This window comes from Amycolatopsis sp. NPDC051106 (genome assembly GCF_040682775.1).
Classification (GTDB): domain Bacteria; phylum Actinomycetota; class Actinomycetes; order Mycobacteriales; family Pseudonocardiaceae; genus Amycolatopsis.
On sequence record NZ_JBFBBQ010000078.1, the window covers coordinates 26287 to 40596 of the forward strand.

Below are 14310 nucleotides of genomic sequence, written 5' to 3' on the forward strand. Positions count from 1 at the left end.
CGAGAGGGGAACCGCCATGCCCGAACCGGACAGTGCCGTCCAGGTGCGCGGACTCGTCAAGACCTACGGGTCGACCCGCGCGCTCGACGGCGTCGACCTCGACATCCCGGCCGGGCGGGTGCTCGGCCTGCTCGGCCCGAACGGCGCCGGGAAGACGACCACGGTCCGCATCCTGACGACGCTGCTGCGGCCGGACTCCGGCGAGGCGCACGTGGCCGGGTACGACGTCCTGACCCAGCCCGACGAAGTGCGGCAGCGGATCGGGCTGTCCGGCCAGTACGCGGCGGTCGACGAGAACCTCACCGGGTTCGAAAACCTCTACATGGTCGGGCGGCTGTACGGCCGGCGGAAGTCCGCCGCCCGGTCGCGCGCCCGGGAGCTGCTCGCGCGGTTCGCGCTCGAGGAGGCCGCGGACCGGCCGGCGAAGGGCTATTCGGGCGGCATGCGCCGGCGGCTCGACCTGGCCGGCGCGCTGGTCGCCGAGCCGACCGTCGTGGTCCTCGACGAGCCGACCACCGGCCTGGACCCGGGCGGGCGCCTCGACACTTGGGGCGTCATCAAGGAGCTGGTCGCGGACGGCACGACCGTGCTGCTGACCACCCAGTACCTCGAGGAGGCCGACCAGCTCGCCGACTCGATCGTGGTGATCGACCACGGCCGGGTGATCGCGCGCGGTACCGCCGACGAGCTCAAGGCGCAGATCGGCGGCGAGCGGCTGGAGCTGGTCGTCGCCTCGGCCGCGGACCTGCCGGCGACGCTGGAGGTGCTGCGCGAGGTCGGGACCGGCGAGCCGTCCGGCGACGACCACACGCGGCGGGCGGAGATCCTCGTCGACACCGGGCCGAAGGCGCTCATCGAAGCCCTGCGCCGGCTCGACGGGCAGGGCATCGCCGTCCAGGACGTCGCCCTGCACCGGCCGACGCTCGACGACGTGTTCCTGTCCCTGACCGGCCACGGCGCCGAGACCGCGCCGGCCGAGGAGGTGGCGAAGTGAACGCGATCGCGAAGGGTATTTCGGACGGCGGCATCATCACATGGCGCAACCTGATGAACGTCCGCCGCAACCCCGACTGGCTGATGGCCGCCACGCTGCAGCCGATCATGTTCGTGCTGCTGTTCGCGTACGTCTTCGGCAACGCGATCGGCGGCGAGTCGGGCGGCGCGGCCTACCGCGAGTTCCTCATCGCGGGGATCTTCGCCCAGACGGTGGCGTTCAACTCGGCGTTCACCGTCATCGGCTTCGCCAACGACCTGCAGAAGGGCATCATCGACCGGTTCCGTTCGCTGCCGATGTCCCGGATCGCGGTGATCCTCGGCCGCACGACGTCCGACCTGGTGGTCAGCGTCGTGGCGCTCGTCGTGATGTCGCTGTGCGGCCTGATCGTCGGTTGGCGCATCCGCGGCAGCTTCTGGGACGCGCTGCTGGGCTACCTGGTGATGCTGATGTTCGCGTGGGCCCTGTCGTGGGTGGGCGCGCTGATCGGCCTGGCGGCGCGCAGCGTCGAGGTGGCCCAGAGCCTCGGGCTGGTCTGGATGTTCCCGCTGAGCTTCATCTCGTCGGCGTTCGTCCCGACGCAGACGCTGCCGGCGTTCCTCAAGGCGATCGCGGACTGGAACCCGTTCACGGCGGTGATCAACGCGACGAGGGACCTGTTCGGCAACCGGTTCGGGCCGGCGCCTTCGGGGTGGCCGGCGGAGAACGCGGCGCTGTACGCGATCCTGTGCTGCGTGGCGATCATCGCTGTGTTCGCGCCCTTGGCGACGGCGAAGTACCGGCGGGTGGCGAGCAAGTAGCACTGTCCGAAGTGGACCTCAGTCGAGGTCCTCTTCGGACAGCTCCACGATCGGGATCACCCGCTTGACCTCCCTGGCCTTCGCCCGGTGGTCGGCCAGGAACGGGTACTGCGCCTCCAGCTCCGCCCACGTCCGCACGTAGTCCGCGCCCAGCAGCGGCAGTGCCTCAGCCGCGAACTCGCGCCCGTCCACCTCCGCCGTCACCCGCGAGTCGGCCTCGAGGTTCAGGTACCAGTCCGGATGCTTCGGCGCGCCGATGTTCGACGCCACCACCAGCAGCCGGTCGCCGTCGCGGTGGTACATCATCGGGACCGTGCGCGGCTCGCCCGTGCGGCGGCCCGTCGTCGTGAGCAGCAGCAGCCGCTCGCGGTGCATGCCCTCGACCTCGCCGCCCGCCCGGAACTGCTCGATCACGCGGCGGTTCGTCGCCTGGACGTCGACGGTGTCCACGGTCACTGGTCGTAGTAGCGGGTCGGCGGGGGCTCCTGCGGTGACCGCTGCCGCGTCGGCGCCGCGGGTTGCTGCTGGGACCGGCGCCGGTGCAGCGTGCGGGCGCTCGCCGCCATGCTGTTGACCACCGCGGCGATCACGAGCCCGATGACGAGGTTGATCGCGGCCGTGGCGATCTTCGCGCTCGGCGCGACGGTCAGCGTCAGCGGCAGGACCACCGCGATCAGGGTCACCAGGACCATGATCCAGCCGAAGAACTGCGACGGCGCGGGCGTGGCGACGCTGAGCAGGTGCATCAGCCCGGTGGCGAGCAGGGCCACCGCGGCGGCGACCAGCGCGTACGTCGTGGTGCTCGCGTTGCCCCAGACGCCTTCGCCTTTTGGGGCCAGCACTTCGACCTCGAAGACGCCGCGCGCGATCAGCAACCCGACCACCGCGAGCAGGGCCGCGATCACCGCCGTCGCCACGCCGCCGGCCCACAGCCGGCGCGCGTCGATCCCCGGGCGGACGTCCTGGGGCTGGTTCCCGTAGTAGTCGGACATCAGAGCCTTCCTGGGTCGGCTGCCTCTCGGGGTCGATTGTCCCCTGTTTCGGCTCCGGCCGCGCGACTTGCGCTGGAGCGCACTCCAGCTCGTACCGTCGAGGCCATGAGCACCGCACAGCACAAGATCGGATCGAGTTTCGGCGCCACCACCACGGCCGCCGAAGCCGTCGCGGGCATCGACCTCACCGGCAAGCTCGCCGTCGTCACCGGCGGCTACTCCGGGATCGGCCTCGAGACCACCCGCGCGCTCACCGGCGCCGGCGCGCACGTCGTCGTCCCGGCCCGCCGCCGCGCGACCGCCGAGGAGGCCCTCGCGGGCATCGACGACGTCGAGGTCGACGAGCTGGACCTGGGCGACCTCGGCAGCGTGCGCGCGTTCGCCGAGCGCTTCCTGGCCACCGGACGGCGGATCGACCTCCTCATCGCCAACGCGGGCGTGATGGCCTGCCCCGAGACGCGCGTCGGCCCGGGCTGGGAAGCCCAGTTCGCCACCAACCACCTCGGTCACTTCGCGCTGGTCAACCGGCTGTGGCCGGCCGTCGCCGACGGCGCCCGCGTGGTCTCGCTGTCCTCCCGCGGGCACCACTACTCGCCGATCCGCTGGGACGACGTCCAGTTCGAGCGGGGCTACGACAAGTGGGCGGCCTACGGGCAGGCCAAGACGGCCAACGTGCTCTTCGCCGTCCGGCTCGACGAGCTGGGCGCTTCCCGGGGCGTCCGCGCGTTCGCGCTGCACCCCGGCGGGATCATGACGCCCCTGCAGCGGCACCTGCCGAAGGAGGAGATGATCGAGCGCGGCTGGATCGACGAGGCCGGCACCTTCCTCGTGCAGTTCAAGACGCCGGAGCAGGGAGCGGCGACCACGGTCTGGGCCGCGACGTCACCGCAGCTGGCCGGGCTCGGCGGCCTGTACCTCGAGGACTGCGACGTCGCCGAGCTGTCCCCTCCGGACGCCGAGGGCATGACCGAGTCGGGCGTCCGCCGGTACGCCGTGGACCGCGAGGAGGCCCGTCGCCTGTGGACGCTGTCGGCGGAGCTGACCGGCGTGGACGCTTTCGCATGATCTTTTGACGTTTGCCGGTCACGCCATCTGGGTACACCGCGGCCGTGGCCGACGACGGCGGGAGAACGGGGAACGCGCCGATGAGCGACGCGGACGACGTCACGTGTGCCCGGTTCGCCCTCGGCGAGTTCGCCGTCCGACCGCGCCCCCTCGACGAACGTCCGCCGGACCTGCTGGCCGGGCGCTACGAGGTCGGTCGGCTGATCGGCAGCGGCGGCACCGCGCGCGTGTACCGCGCCTACGACCTCCGGCTCCAGCGGGAGGTCGCGGTCAAGATCTACGACCTGGACGTGGTCGCGCTGGACCAGCGCCGCCGGCTGCGCGAGATGAGCATCCAGGGCAGCATCACCCACCCGGGCGTGGTCGCGCTGCTCGACAGCGGCACCGACCACGGCCGGACGTACCTGGTGATGCAGCTGGTCGAGGGCGAAAACCTGGCGGAGCGGCTGCTGAGTGGCGCGATGCCGGCAGCCGAGGTGACGGCGCTGGCCGACGGGCTCGCCGAGGCGCTCGCCCACGTCCACGCGCTGCGGGTCGTCCACCGGGACCTCAAGCCCGCCAACGTGTTCCTGTCCGCGGACGGCCCGCTGATCGGCGACTTCGGCATCGCCCACGCCCTCGACACGACGCACATCACCGGCACGGGCGTGGTCCCGGGCACGGCGGCGTACCTGGCGCCCGAGCAGGTCGGCGGCGAACCCGCGGGCCCGCCGGCGGACGTGTACGCGCTCGGGCTGATCCTCCTGGAGTGCGCGACGGGCCGCCGCGAGTACCCGGGCACGATGATCGAGGCGGCGATGGCCCGGTTGACCCGGCCGCCGCGGGTGCCGGAGGATCTGCCGCCCTCGCTGGCGCACACGCTGCGCCGGATGACCCAGCGCGAACCGGCCGACCGCCCGACGGCGGCGGAGGTGCGGCAGCTGCTGCACGCACCGGCCCCGGCGCCGACGTTGCCGTGGGCGAGCGGACGGTTCGCCGCGGCGGGGGTGCTGCGAAGATGGCACCGCGCGGCCCCGGCCGGCCGCGGAGTACGTGGCCGGCTCGGCGGGGTGGGCCGCCGCCAGGCAGCGGTGGACGACAGCGGGCAGGTCGGCGCTGCGTCGATCGCCGGAGAGCCTGGCAAGTTCGACGGAGCGGCAAGCGACCCCAACCGACCCGAACGCGCCACCGACCACCACCAGCCGAGCGATGGCTCACGGGCGGGCGCGGCAGCGATCGCCCGAGAGTCCGGCCAGTTCGCCGGCACGGCAAGCGACCGCGGCGGGCAGGCACCCGCCACCGACCACCAGCCGAGCGACAGCGGGCAGGCGGGCGCGGCAGCGATCACTCGAGAGTCCGACCGGTTCGACAGCGCAGCAAGCGACCCCGGCCGGCGCGAACTCACCACCGACCACCACCAGCCGAGCGACAGCGGGCAAGTGGGCGCGGCAGCGATCGCCGGCCGGCACAGCCCGTCCACCGTGCGCGACACCGGCGTTCCGCACCAGTCCCGACCCAGCGGCCCCCGCAAGATCCTCACCGCCGTGGGTCTCTCGCCGGCGAGCCACCCCGCCCAGCGCCGCCGGTTCACCGCGGCCGCCGGGCTGACCGCCGCGGCCGTCGCCGCCGTTTCCGCCATGGTGCTCTCCGCTCCGGAACCCGGCGCCGGGACTTCGACCCCCGCCCAGCCGCCGGCGCCCAGCTCTTCCGCTCCCACCCAGGCGCCGCTCGCCGGATCCGGGACGCCCGACCCGGCGGGCCCGGGCGCGACCGAGTCCGCCGAGCTCGAACCCGCCGCCGTCACGCACCAGCCCCAGACCCGGGCCCAGCCCCAGACTGAGCCGAAGCCCGGCAAGCCACCGAAGCCCGAGACCCACGGCAACGGCAACGGCAGGACCAAAGGCAAGGGTCCGGGCCACGACTAGGACCACCGGCCGGGCCGGACAGGGCCCAACGGCCCTGGTGCCGGAAACCCATTCCGAATAGACCGTAAGTCGTCACGAATTGTTTCCCCGAATTCGAACTCGAAGCAATAACGACCGGTAACCGGAACTCGCCCCGCCCCGACACACATCACGTGTCCGCACCGGGTTTCGCGCCGGGCACCACCGCCGGGAATCCCTGTCCCGGCCGGTTCGCCGACTTTCCGGAGGTCTTGATGAGTGTCCACGCTGCCCTGGTGCGGCCGGTTTTCGGAACACCGCGCGGACGGCACGCCAAGCCCGGCCCCGCGTGGCCGCGCGTGGCCGTCAGGACGCTCTTCCTCTTGTGCGCGGTGCTCTCCGCCGGTGCCGTCGCCGGCGCCGGCTGGCCGCCCGTGCTGCTCGTCGTGCCCGCCGCCGCGCTCGTGCTGCTCGTCGCCGGCGTCGTGAAACTGCGGACCGCGGCCCGGAAGATCGACTCCATCTTCACCGAAGAACTGACGAGGGAAACGCCTGCCGAAATCCGCGAGAGCATCGAGATCTCCTGACTGCAGATCATTTCCCGGTCGCCACAAAACCGCTCCTCGGCAAAGGGTCAAGGACCAGGGATGGGCCTCTCGCCCGGTTTCCCTTTTGATCAACGGAAAAGCGGTCGGAACCCGCATCGGCCGGACGTTCGGGTCCACCAGGGCCGAGCTACGGCAGGTAAGGCCGGAGGGTCGCCGCGGTCACCCGGTCGAGAAGCCGGTCCGACAGGACGCGCGTGAGACGGGTCAGGAAAGCCGCGTCGCGGCCGATCGTGTAGCGCGTGCGCGGACGCCGCGCGGTAGCGGCCTTGGCGACGATCGATCCGGCCTCGTCCGCCGGCATGCCCGCCCGCGTGAACCGCTGCGAATGGGCGACGACGGCCCGCACGAGCCCGCCGTACCGCTGCTGGTGTTCGGCGGTCATCTTCTCGGCGAGGCCGGTGGCGGTGGCGGCGCCGCGGTCGCCCATCTCGGTCCGCACCGCGCCGGGCTCGACGACCACGACCTGCACCCCGTGCGGGGCGAGTTCCCGGCGAAGGGAGTCGCTGACCGCTTCGAGCGCGAACTTCGTCCCCGCGTAGGGCCCGTACGTGGCCATCGCGACCTTGCCGCCGACCGAGCTGATGTTCACGATCCGGCCCCGGCTGCGGTGGAGGAACGGCAGCAGCGCCTGCGTGACGGCGACGTGCCCGAACAGGTTGACGTCGAACAGGCGCCGCCATTCGGCCAGCGGAAGGGTTTCGACGGGCGCGTTGACCGAGATGCCCGCGTTGTTGACGAGGGCGCGCAGCGGGCGGCGGTCCGGGTCGGCGGCGACGCGGGCGGCGAGAGCCTCGACGTGCTCGGGTCGCGTGATGTCGAGGAGCACCGGCTCGACGCCGGCGGCCCGGATCGCGTCGCCGTCGGTTTCGCGGCGGACGCCGGCGAGGACGTGGTAACCGCGGGCGGCGAGCTCGTGGGCGGTCGCCGCACCCAGGCCGGTCGAGGCGCCGGTGACGACCACGATCTCGTTCTGATGTGACACTGTCATATGAACCAGTGTGCGCAACTCGGGTGACACTGTCAACTATGCTCGGCGCCATGGTGACGCGAGCTGAAGCCGCCGCTGCGACCCGGAGCGCCCTCGTGCGGGCCGCCTCCGAACTCCTCGACGAGGGTGGCCCGGACGCGGTGACGCTCCGCGCGGTCGGGGCTCGCGCCGGCGTCTCGCGCGGCGCGCCCTACGGGCACTTCGAGGACAAGCAGCACCTGCTGACCGCGCTCGCCGTCGACGCTTGGAACTCGGTGGCGGACGAGGTGGAACAGCTGCGGGCCGACCTCGACGCGTCCCCCGGCGCCCGGCTCGAGCGGGGCCTGCTGGCGCTCATCAGGGTCGGCCGCCGGCAGCCGCACCTGTACGCGCTGATGTTCAGCACCCCGGTGGGCGGCGACCCGGTGGCCGCCGCGGCGGCGGCCCGCGTGGAGAACGAGTTCCTGACGCTGGTCGCCGCCGTGGTCGGCGATACCGGCGCGCGCCGCTACGGCGCACTGCTGATGTCGAGCGCGCACGGGATCGCCGGGCTGGAGCTCAGCGGCCACCTGGCGAAGGAGAAGTGGACGGTCGACGGCGACGAGCTCGTGCGCATGCTGGTCGCCGCGATCCGCCCGGCTGATCACCCGGCCGGCTCGTAGAACTCTTCCAGCGCGGCGCGGGCTTCGTCGTGTCGGGAACCGCCGCGTCCACCGGATCTGGCCGGCCACGACACGGGCGAGGCGGCGTGCGCCTCGGAGCGCCGGCGCCTGGAAGCGGTCGTGGCCCGCCGGGACGAGCGGATAGCGCAGCTGCGATGGGACGGGCAGCCAGCGTGACGGACGTTCAGCACCTGCGAGTGGTCACCGCAGGTCCAGCCACAGGATGCGGAGCCCGACGTCGCCGTGGTCGGGGTGGCGGAACGCGCCCGGTGCCGTGCCGATCGTCACGAACCCGAGGTTCTCGTACAGCCGGATCGCCGCCGTGTTCACCTCGACGACCGCGTTGAACTGGATCGCCGCGAACCCGCTTCCTCGGGCCCAGGCGACCAGGTCCGTGGCCAGGGCACGGCCGACCCCCGTGCCCCGCGCCTCCCTCGCGACCATCAGGCTGCCCGAGGCGACGTGACTGCCGGGCCCGGGCCGGTTGGCGTACATGTTCGCGGTCCCGGTCACCCGCTCCCCCTCCACCGCGACCACCACCCGGGCCGGCGGGTCGAGCAGCCACGTCCGCCGGGCCTCGGGTTCGGTCATGGCCGGGTCGTAGGCGAACGTCCGCTGCTCGGTGACGACGTCGTGGACGATCGGCCAGATCCGCGGCCAGTCGCCGTCGCGGGCGTCGCGGATCACGCGCGCACCGCCGCGCAAAGTTGCGGGACCACCGTCTCGATGTCCTCGCGCAGCACGAAATCCGCCTCTTCGTCATACGGCGTGGGCTGGTGGTTGACGATCACCAGCGTCGCACGGGCCTGCAGCGCGATCGTGCACAGCGACGCCGCCGGCTCCACCTGCAGCGAACTGCCGACGGCCAGGAAGACCTCGCTCGCCGCGGCGACCTTCCGCGCACGGGCGAGGACTTCGCCGTCCAGCGTCTGTCCGAAGAGGACGATGTCGAGCTGGAGGATCCCGCCGCACTCCGGGCACCGCGGGTCTTCCTCGCCGCGCTCCAGCACTTCGGGGGTCGGGAGCCGCACCGGGCAGGACGTGCACCGCGTGGTGTGCATGGTGCCGTGCAGTTCGAGGACCTTCCGCGCGGCGAGGCCGGCTTTCTGGTGCAGGCCGTCGACGTTCTGGGTGAGCACGCGCACGGCGGCGCCCGAGCCGTCCAGGTCCGCGAGGGCGCGGTGGGCGGCGTTCGGCTCGGCCCGCCAGGCGGCGTGGCCGGCGTAGCTGCGCCAGAACTCCCGGCGCACTTCGGCGTCGGCCCGGAAGTTCTCGAGCGTGAAGGCGTTCACGGCACTCGGCGAGCGCGTCCAGACGCCGTCGGGCCCGCGGTAGTCGGGGATGCCGGACGCGGTGGAGATGCCCGCGCCGGTCAGCACGCCGATCAGCCGGGCACCGCGGATCCGGTCGATGAGGTCCATAGCCCGCAAGGCTAATGACCCGGGAGCGCGGCGACGACCGGATTTACCGGCACGGCGGTTCAGTCCTTCCGCAGCCGCAACGCCAGATCGGGGCACGCGGTGGGCCTCCGCCACCAGTCCCCGGACCGCGACGCCGACCGTCGGGTCCACCAGCCCCTTGGTCAACCGGGCCGCGCGCAACGCCGCCTCCGACGCCTTCGCCAGCGGCGCGCCGCCCCGGACCTGGTGCCCGGCCCACCCATCCCTGACTGTCCACAAAGGACACCTACCTTAGGAGGTTGACACCGAAAAGCCATTAACCCACTCTTTCCGTTGTCCGCCGGAGGTTTCCTGGTGTTCACGAACCGGACCACAACAGGGCACGCAGCGGCCCCGTGGAGTGGACATCATGAGGCGCCCTCACCCGCCACCGTTGGAGGACCCATGATCCGCAAGCGGATCTTCGCCGCGTTCGCCGCCGCCACCCTGGTCACAGCCGGTGTCGTCACGGCGGCCGCCGTCACCGGAACGGACGAGCCCGCCGCCATCCGGCCGACCGCCTCGACCGTGCCGGCGTTCGACCACATCGTCCTGGTGATGTTCGAGAACAAGAAGTACTCCTCGATCAACGGCAGCTCCAGCGCGCCCTACTTCACCACCCTCGCGTCACAGAGCGCGAAGTTCACCAGCTCCTTCGCGATCACCCACCCGAGCCAGCCCAACTACGTCGCCCTCTTCTCGGGCGCGACGCAGGGCGTCACCGACGACTCCTGCCCCGCCAACCTCGGCGCGAAGGCCAACCTCGGCCAGCAGCTGATCGGCGCGGGCAAGACCTTCAAGGGCTATTCCGAGGCCATGCCCTCGGACGGCTACACCGGCTGCTCCAGCGGCACCTACCGGCGCAAGCACAACAGCTGGGTCGACTTCTCCAACGTCCCGGCCGCCAGCAATGTCCGGTTTTCCGCCTTCCCGTCCGACTTCACCCAGCTGCCCACCGTCGCTTTCGTGACGCCGGACATGTGCAACGACATGCACGACTGCTCGATCGGCACCGGCGACACCTGGCTCAAGAACCACCTCGACACTTACGCCCAGTGGGCCAAGACGCACAACAGCCTGCTGATCACCACCTTCGACGAGGACAGCGGCACGTCGGTGAACCAGATCTTCACCAGCTTCACCGGCGCGCACGTCAAGGTCGGCAGCTACACCGAGTCGATCAACCACTACACCGTGCTGCGCACGATCGAGGCGTCCTACGGCCTGCCGGGCATCGGCGGCGCCGCGAGCAAGTCGCCGATCCTCGACGTCTGGCAGTAACCGCGTGTACCTCTCCACCATCGGCCGCCGAGAGCACGGCGCGAAGGGCAAGCTCTCGGCGGTCGGCGCGAACGTCTTCGCGCTCGGTGCCGTCAGCCTGGTCACCGACGTCTCTTCGGAGATGGTCACCGCGGTGCTGCCGGTGTACCTCGTGCTCGGGCTGCACCTCGGCCCCGCGGCGTACGGTCTGGTCGACGGCCTCTACACCGGCGCGACGGCGTTGCTGCGGATCGTCGGCGGGTACGTCGCCGACCGGATCCGCCGACGCAAGGTCGTGGCCGGCGCGGGCTACGCGCTCTCCGCGGTGGCGAAGCTCGGCCTGCTCGCGGCCGGGGCGTCGGCGGCCGCGATCGGCGCCGTCATCACCCTCGACCGCACCGGCAAGGGCCTGCGGACGGCGCCGCGCGACGCGCTGATCACCCTGTCGGCGCCGGAGCCGCTGCTCGGCCGCGCCTTCGGCGTGCACCGGGCGATGGACAGCATGGGCGCGTTCGCCGGGCCGCTGGTCGCGCTCGCCGTGCTGGCCGCCGTCGGCGCGACGGACCCCGAGGCGTTCGACGCGGTGTTCGTCGTCAGCTTCTGCGTCGCCGCGATCGGCGTGCTGCTGCTCGTGCTCTTCGTCCGCGACCACCGCACTCCGCGGCCCGCCGACCCGGTCTCGCCCCGCGCCGCCGCGGCCCTGCTGCGCGGCAGCGGCGTGCGGCGCCTGCTCGTGGCGGCCTGCGTGCTCGGGCTGGCGACGGTCGGGGACGGGTTCGTCTACCTGCTGCTGCAGCACAAGGAAGACATCGCGACCGGCTGGTTCCCGCTGCTCGCGGTCGGCACCAACCTCAGCTACCTGCTGCTCGCCGCGCCGCTGGGCGTGCTGGCCGACCGGGTCGGCCGGCTGCCGGTCGTGCTCGGCGGCTACGGCGCGCTCGCGCTCGTCTACCTGCTGCTGGCCGGGCCGGTGTCCGGCTGGCCGCTGTTCGCCCTGGCACTCGCGTTGTACGGCGCGTTCTACGCGGCGACCGACGGCGTCCTGATGGCGCTGGCCGGGCCGCTGCTGCCGGAGTCGTTGCGCACCACGGGAATTTCCCTGGTGCAGACGGCGCAAGCGCTTGCGTACTTCGCGTCGTCCGTCCTCTTCGGACTGGCCTGGCAGTTCTGGGGCGCCGGGCTCGCGATCGGCGTCGCGGCAGGCGCGGCGGTGGTCGCGATCGCCGTGACGTTCGTGGTTCTCTCCCCCAGGAAGGTGGCCGCGTGAAAGCACGCATCCTGATCGCGGTCGCCGGCGTGCTCGTGCTGGCCGGAGCGGCGGTCGCGTACGTCGGCTTCGCGAGCGCGCGCGGCCACGACGTCGCGGCGACCGGCGTCGTGAGCCTCTCCCCCGGCCCGCGGCTGCTGTTCCGCAGCACCGCCGACGCCGACCGCGGGCACGTCGCCACGGTGTCCGTCACCGACCCCGGCGGCCCGCGGACCGTGTCACCGCTGTCGTGCAGCCGGGTGTACGCCGCCGGCGGCACCGGGCTCTGCCTGCGCCCGGACGGCGACCTGACCACCTACCAGCTGGCGGTGCTCGACGCGGGTCTCGGAGTGAGCCGGGAGATCCCGCTGGTCGGGCTGCCCAACCGGGCGCGGGTGTCGGCGAGCGGCCGGATGCTCGCGTGGACGGTGTTCGTCACCGGCGACTCCTACAACGGCGGCATGTTCTCCACCCGCGCCGGCATCCTCGACACCGCGACCGGCGACCTGGCCGGGACCCTGGAGGATTACGCGGTGACGCTCGACGGGAAGCCGTACCAGGCCGCGGACCTCAACTTCTGGGGCGTGACGTTCACCCGCGACGACCGCCACTTCTACGCGACGATGTCGACGGCCGGGCACCGCTACCTCGTCGCGGGCGACTTCGCCGCGCACACGATCCGGACGCTGGGGGAGAACGTCGAGTGTCCGTCCCTTTCCCCGGACGGGACCCGCGTGGCGTTCAAGTCCGCTGTGGACGATGATCCCGCGAAGGGCTGGCGGCTGTCCGTGGTGAACCTGACGACGTCGAGGGTGACGCCGCTGGCCGAGACCCGCAGCGTCGACGACCAGCCTGCGTGGCTCGACGACCACACGATCGGCTACGGCGTGCCCCGCGGGCCCGGCCACGCGGACGTCTGGTCGGTCCCGGCCGACGGCTCCGGCGCGGCCCGGCTGCTGATCCCGGAGGCCGAGTCCCCCGCAGCGCTCACCGACGCTCGTACCGGGTGATGAGCACGCCCTTCGTGGTCGTGACGCTGCCGGTGAGCGTGAACTCGGTGAGCGGCGCCGGTCCCTCGAACAGGCGCCGGCCGGCGCCCAGGGTCAGGGGGTGGATCAGCAGCGTGTAACGGTCGACCAGGCCGGCGGCGTGCAGCGAGTGCACGAGCGAAGCGCTGCCGATGACGGACAGGTCGTCGCCGGGCCGGGCCTTCAGATCCGCGACGGTCTTCTCGGCTTCCCCGGCGAGCAGCACGGAGTTCCGCCAGGCCCCGGCGTCCTCGAGGGTCGTCGAAGCGACGTACTTCGTGACGGCGTTCATGTGCGTGGTGAAGGGGTTGCCGTCCTCGCGCCCGGCCCACACGCCGAGGAAGTCTTCCCAGGTCCGCCGCCCGAAGAGCAGGTCGCCGGCCCGGCTCATGCCCTGGCCCATCTCCCGGGCCAGGACGTCGTCCTGGTACCGGGTGCCCCAGCCGCCGTGGGCGAAGCCGCCGCGGGTGTCCTCGTCGGGCCGGCCGAGGCCCTGCACGACGCCGTCGAGGGTGACGCTCATGGTGACGCTGATCGAACGCATGGGGGTCCTTTCGTCCAGGTGGCCGGTCACCTCCTGAACGAACGGCGGGGCCGCGGATCGACAGCGGGGTCAGTCCATTTTGCGCAGGCCGTCGAGGATGCGGTGCATCAGCTCGTTGTCCGGAGCCGCGAACGCCAGCCGGGGCACCAGGAACCGGCCTGAGGACGGTCCGGTCGGCGGGATCGTGCGCGGCACCCGCCACGGCAGCCGGTCCGGGGACGAGTCGCGGCCGGTCTGTTCCGGGATCGGGAGGGTCGGCAGCGCGATCGTGCCCGCCTCGGCGATCCGCCGGTCCGCCTGTTCGAAGCGGAGGCGGGCCTGGATGCCGGCGACCGTCCAGTCCGGCTCGGGGTCCGGCTCCCGGTCGACGGTCGCCCGGCGAGGCCGGCGAGGCCGGCGTTCGAGCGTGATGGCCCAGGCCGCCGCGGCGAGCACCGGCAGCAGCAGGCCCGCGATGATGGCGAAACCGGACAGGTCCGCGGCCATCAGGAGGCCCCGGCGACGGGTAGCAGCATGGCGTTCACTTCCGGACTTGCGGGTCTTCCGAAGCATGGCCGACACCTGGATATTCGACGTGAACGAATGTTTCGCGGACCCCGGATCCCCATCATGAACGACCGGTGTCGCTCCCGCAAGCGGCCGAACGGGGTGGTCCGTCCGGACGGTGAAACCGCAGGTGGGAGCCGGTTTCAGGGTAGCGGCAACGGGCCCCTCACCAGGTAGTACGGGCACCGGCGGCGTCCGGTTCACTTTCTTTTCGTCGCCTCCGACGAGCGCCCCAATGTGGCCTTGGTTGCGTCTGACGCACCCAATGTGGCCTTCGGTGCGTCAGACGCACCGAAG

Annotated in this window: 16 protein-coding genes; 9 read left to right on the forward strand and 7 right to left on the reverse strand. The window is 72.3% G+C overall.

Going from position 1 to position 14310, the window contains the following annotated elements:
• Positions 1-16: 16 nt before the first annotated feature.
• Both AB0M83_RS37960 and AB0M83_RS37965 read left to right on the forward strand, forming a co-directional pair.
• Positions 17-994, forward strand: a complete 978-nt coding sequence (locus tag AB0M83_RS37960; protein ID WP_364524848.1) for an ATP-binding cassette domain-containing protein — start codon at positions 17-19, stop codon at positions 992-994.
• Positions 991-1794: an ABC transporter permease gene (locus AB0M83_RS37965; RefSeq protein ID WP_364524850.1), complete on the forward strand. Its 804-nt coding sequence runs from the start codon at positions 991-993 to the stop codon at positions 1792-1794. Before AB0M83_RS37960 ends, AB0M83_RS37965 begins: the two co-directional genes overlap by 4 nt.
• An 18-nt stretch (positions 1795-1812) precedes the next feature.
• Here AB0M83_RS37965 and AB0M83_RS37970 read toward each other — a convergent pair whose 3' ends face one another.
• Positions 1813-2250 carry a nitroreductase/quinone reductase family protein gene (locus AB0M83_RS37970; RefSeq protein WP_364524852.1) on the reverse strand — a complete coding sequence of 146 codons (438 nt, stop codon included), beginning with the start codon at positions 2248-2250 and terminating at the stop codon, positions 1813-1815.
• Positions 2247-2786 carry a DUF6069 family protein gene (locus AB0M83_RS37975; protein ID WP_364524854.1) on the reverse strand — a complete coding sequence of 180 codons (540 nt, stop codon included), beginning with the start codon at positions 2784-2786 and terminating at the stop codon, positions 2247-2249. Before AB0M83_RS37975 ends, AB0M83_RS37970 begins: the two co-directional genes overlap by 4 nt.
• Before the next feature lie 105 nt (positions 2787-2891).
• Between AB0M83_RS37975 and AB0M83_RS37980 the strand changes: the two genes are divergently transcribed.
• The 3 genes from AB0M83_RS37980 to AB0M83_RS37990 all read left to right on the forward strand — a co-directional run bounded on the left by AB0M83_RS37980 (position 2892) and on the right by AB0M83_RS37990 (position 6300).
• On the forward strand, positions 2892-3851 hold the full coding sequence (locus tag AB0M83_RS37980; RefSeq protein ID WP_364524856.1) for an SDR family NAD(P)-dependent oxidoreductase: 960 nt from the start codon (positions 2892-2894) through the stop codon (positions 3849-3851).
• Between the two features lie 80 nt (positions 3852-3931).
• Positions 3932-5755 carry a protein kinase gene (locus tag AB0M83_RS37985; RefSeq protein WP_364524858.1) on the forward strand — a complete coding sequence of 608 codons (1824 nt, stop codon included), beginning with the start codon at positions 3932-3934 and terminating at the stop codon, positions 5753-5755.
• Positions 5756-5988: 233 nt separating this feature from the next.
• Positions 5989-6300, forward strand: coding sequence for a hypothetical protein (locus tag AB0M83_RS37990; protein WP_364524860.1), 312 nt, complete (start codon positions 5989-5991; stop codon positions 6298-6300).
• 148 nt (positions 6301-6448) lie between these two features.
• Here the strand turns inward: AB0M83_RS37990 and AB0M83_RS37995 are convergent, their stop codons facing one another.
• The gene (locus AB0M83_RS37995; protein ID WP_364524862.1) at positions 6449-7309 is read right to left on the reverse strand and encodes an SDR family oxidoreductase; all 861 of its coding nucleotides are present in this window, start codon (positions 7307-7309) and stop codon (positions 6449-6451) included.
• Between the two features lie 50 nt (positions 7310-7359).
• Here AB0M83_RS37995 and AB0M83_RS38000 point away from each other — a divergent pair, with 50 nt between their 5' ends.
• A complete protein-coding gene (locus AB0M83_RS38000; RefSeq protein ID WP_364524864.1) occupies positions 7360-7950 on the forward strand; it encodes a TetR/AcrR family transcriptional regulator in 591 nt (196 codons plus the stop codon).
• A gap of 201 nt (positions 7951-8151) precedes the next feature.
• Here AB0M83_RS38000 and AB0M83_RS38005 read toward each other — a convergent pair whose 3' ends face one another.
• A complete protein-coding gene (locus AB0M83_RS38005) occupies positions 8152-8637 on the reverse strand; it encodes a GNAT family N-acetyltransferase (protein ID WP_364524866.1) in 486 nt (161 codons plus the stop codon).
• The gene (locus AB0M83_RS38010; protein WP_364524868.1) at positions 8634-9371 is read right to left on the reverse strand and encodes a Sir2 family NAD-dependent protein deacetylase; all 738 of its coding nucleotides are present in this window, start codon (positions 9369-9371) and stop codon (positions 8634-8636) included. The genes AB0M83_RS38005 and AB0M83_RS38010 overlap by 4 nt, the downstream gene beginning before the upstream one ends.
• 423 nt (positions 9372-9794) lie before the next feature.
• Between AB0M83_RS38010 and AB0M83_RS38015 the strand changes: the two genes are divergently transcribed.
• The 3 genes from AB0M83_RS38015 to AB0M83_RS38025 are packed head-to-tail and all read left to right on the forward strand — an operon-like array spanning position 9795 to position 12905.
• Positions 9795-10670, forward strand: a complete 876-nt coding sequence (locus tag AB0M83_RS38015) for an alkaline phosphatase family protein (RefSeq protein WP_364524870.1) — start codon at positions 9795-9797, stop codon at positions 10668-10670.
• 4 nt (positions 10671-10674) lie between these two features.
• On the forward strand, positions 10675-11916 hold the full coding sequence (locus AB0M83_RS38020; RefSeq protein WP_364524872.1) for an MFS transporter: 1242 nt from the start codon (positions 10675-10677) through the stop codon (positions 11914-11916).
• Positions 11913-12905, forward strand: a complete 993-nt coding sequence (locus AB0M83_RS38025) for a hypothetical protein (RefSeq protein WP_364524874.1) — start codon at positions 11913-11915, stop codon at positions 12903-12905. Before AB0M83_RS38020 ends, AB0M83_RS38025 begins: the two co-directional genes overlap by 4 nt.
• Here the strand turns inward: AB0M83_RS38025 and AB0M83_RS38030 are convergent.
• Together AB0M83_RS38030 and AB0M83_RS38035 are read right to left on the reverse strand one after the other, a co-directional pair.
• A complete protein-coding gene (locus AB0M83_RS38030; protein WP_364524876.1) occupies positions 12883-13467 on the reverse strand; it encodes a dihydrofolate reductase family protein in 585 nt (194 codons plus the stop codon). The two genes, AB0M83_RS38025 and AB0M83_RS38030, sit on opposite strands and share 23 nt — an antisense overlap.
• Positions 13468-13536: 69 nt before the next feature.
• Positions 13537-14019, reverse strand: a complete 483-nt coding sequence (locus tag AB0M83_RS38035) for a hypothetical protein (RefSeq protein ID WP_364524878.1) — start codon at positions 14017-14019, stop codon at positions 13537-13539.
• Positions 14020-14310 lie beyond the last annotated feature (291 nt).

Bases quoted from the DNA above. Each gene is read 5' to 3' on its own strand.
- AB0M83_RS37990 (WP_364524860.1), top strand. From the start codon at position 5,989: ATGAGTGTCCACGCTGCCCTGGTGCGGCCGGTTTTCGGAACACCGCGC.
- AB0M83_RS37980 (WP_364524856.1), top strand. From the start codon at position 2,892: ATGAGCACCGCACAGCACAAGATCGGATCGAGTTTCGGCGCCACCACC.
- AB0M83_RS37975 (WP_364524854.1), bottom strand. From the start codon at position 2,786: ATGTCCGACTACTACGGGAACCAGCCCCAGGACGTCCGCCCGGGGATC.
- AB0M83_RS37995 (WP_364524862.1), bottom strand. From the start codon at position 7,309: ATGACAGTGTCACATCAGAACGAGATCGTGGTCGTCACCGGCGCCTCG.
- AB0M83_RS37985 (WP_364524858.1), top strand. From the start codon at position 3,932: ATGAGCGACGCGGACGACGTCACGTGTGCCCGGTTCGCCCTCGGCGAG.
- AB0M83_RS38030 (WP_364524876.1), bottom strand. From the start codon at position 13,467: ATGCGTTCGATCAGCGTCACCATGAGCGTCACCCTCGACGGCGTCGTG.
- AB0M83_RS38000 (WP_364524864.1), top strand. From the start codon at position 7,360: ATGGTGACGCGAGCTGAAGCCGCCGCTGCGACCCGGAGCGCCCTCGTG.
- AB0M83_RS38010 (WP_364524868.1), bottom strand. From the start codon at position 9,371: ATGGACCTCATCGACCGGATCCGCGGTGCCCGGCTGATCGGCGTGCTG.
- AB0M83_RS37960 (WP_364524848.1), top strand. From the start codon at position 17: ATGCCCGAACCGGACAGTGCCGTCCAGGTGCGCGGACTCGTCAAGACC.
- AB0M83_RS38035 (WP_364524878.1), bottom strand. From the start codon at position 14,019: ATGCTTCGGAAGACCCGCAAGTCCGGAAGTGAACGCCATGCTGCTACC.
- AB0M83_RS38015 (WP_364524870.1), top strand. From the start codon at position 9,795: ATGATCCGCAAGCGGATCTTCGCCGCGTTCGCCGCCGCCACCCTGGTC.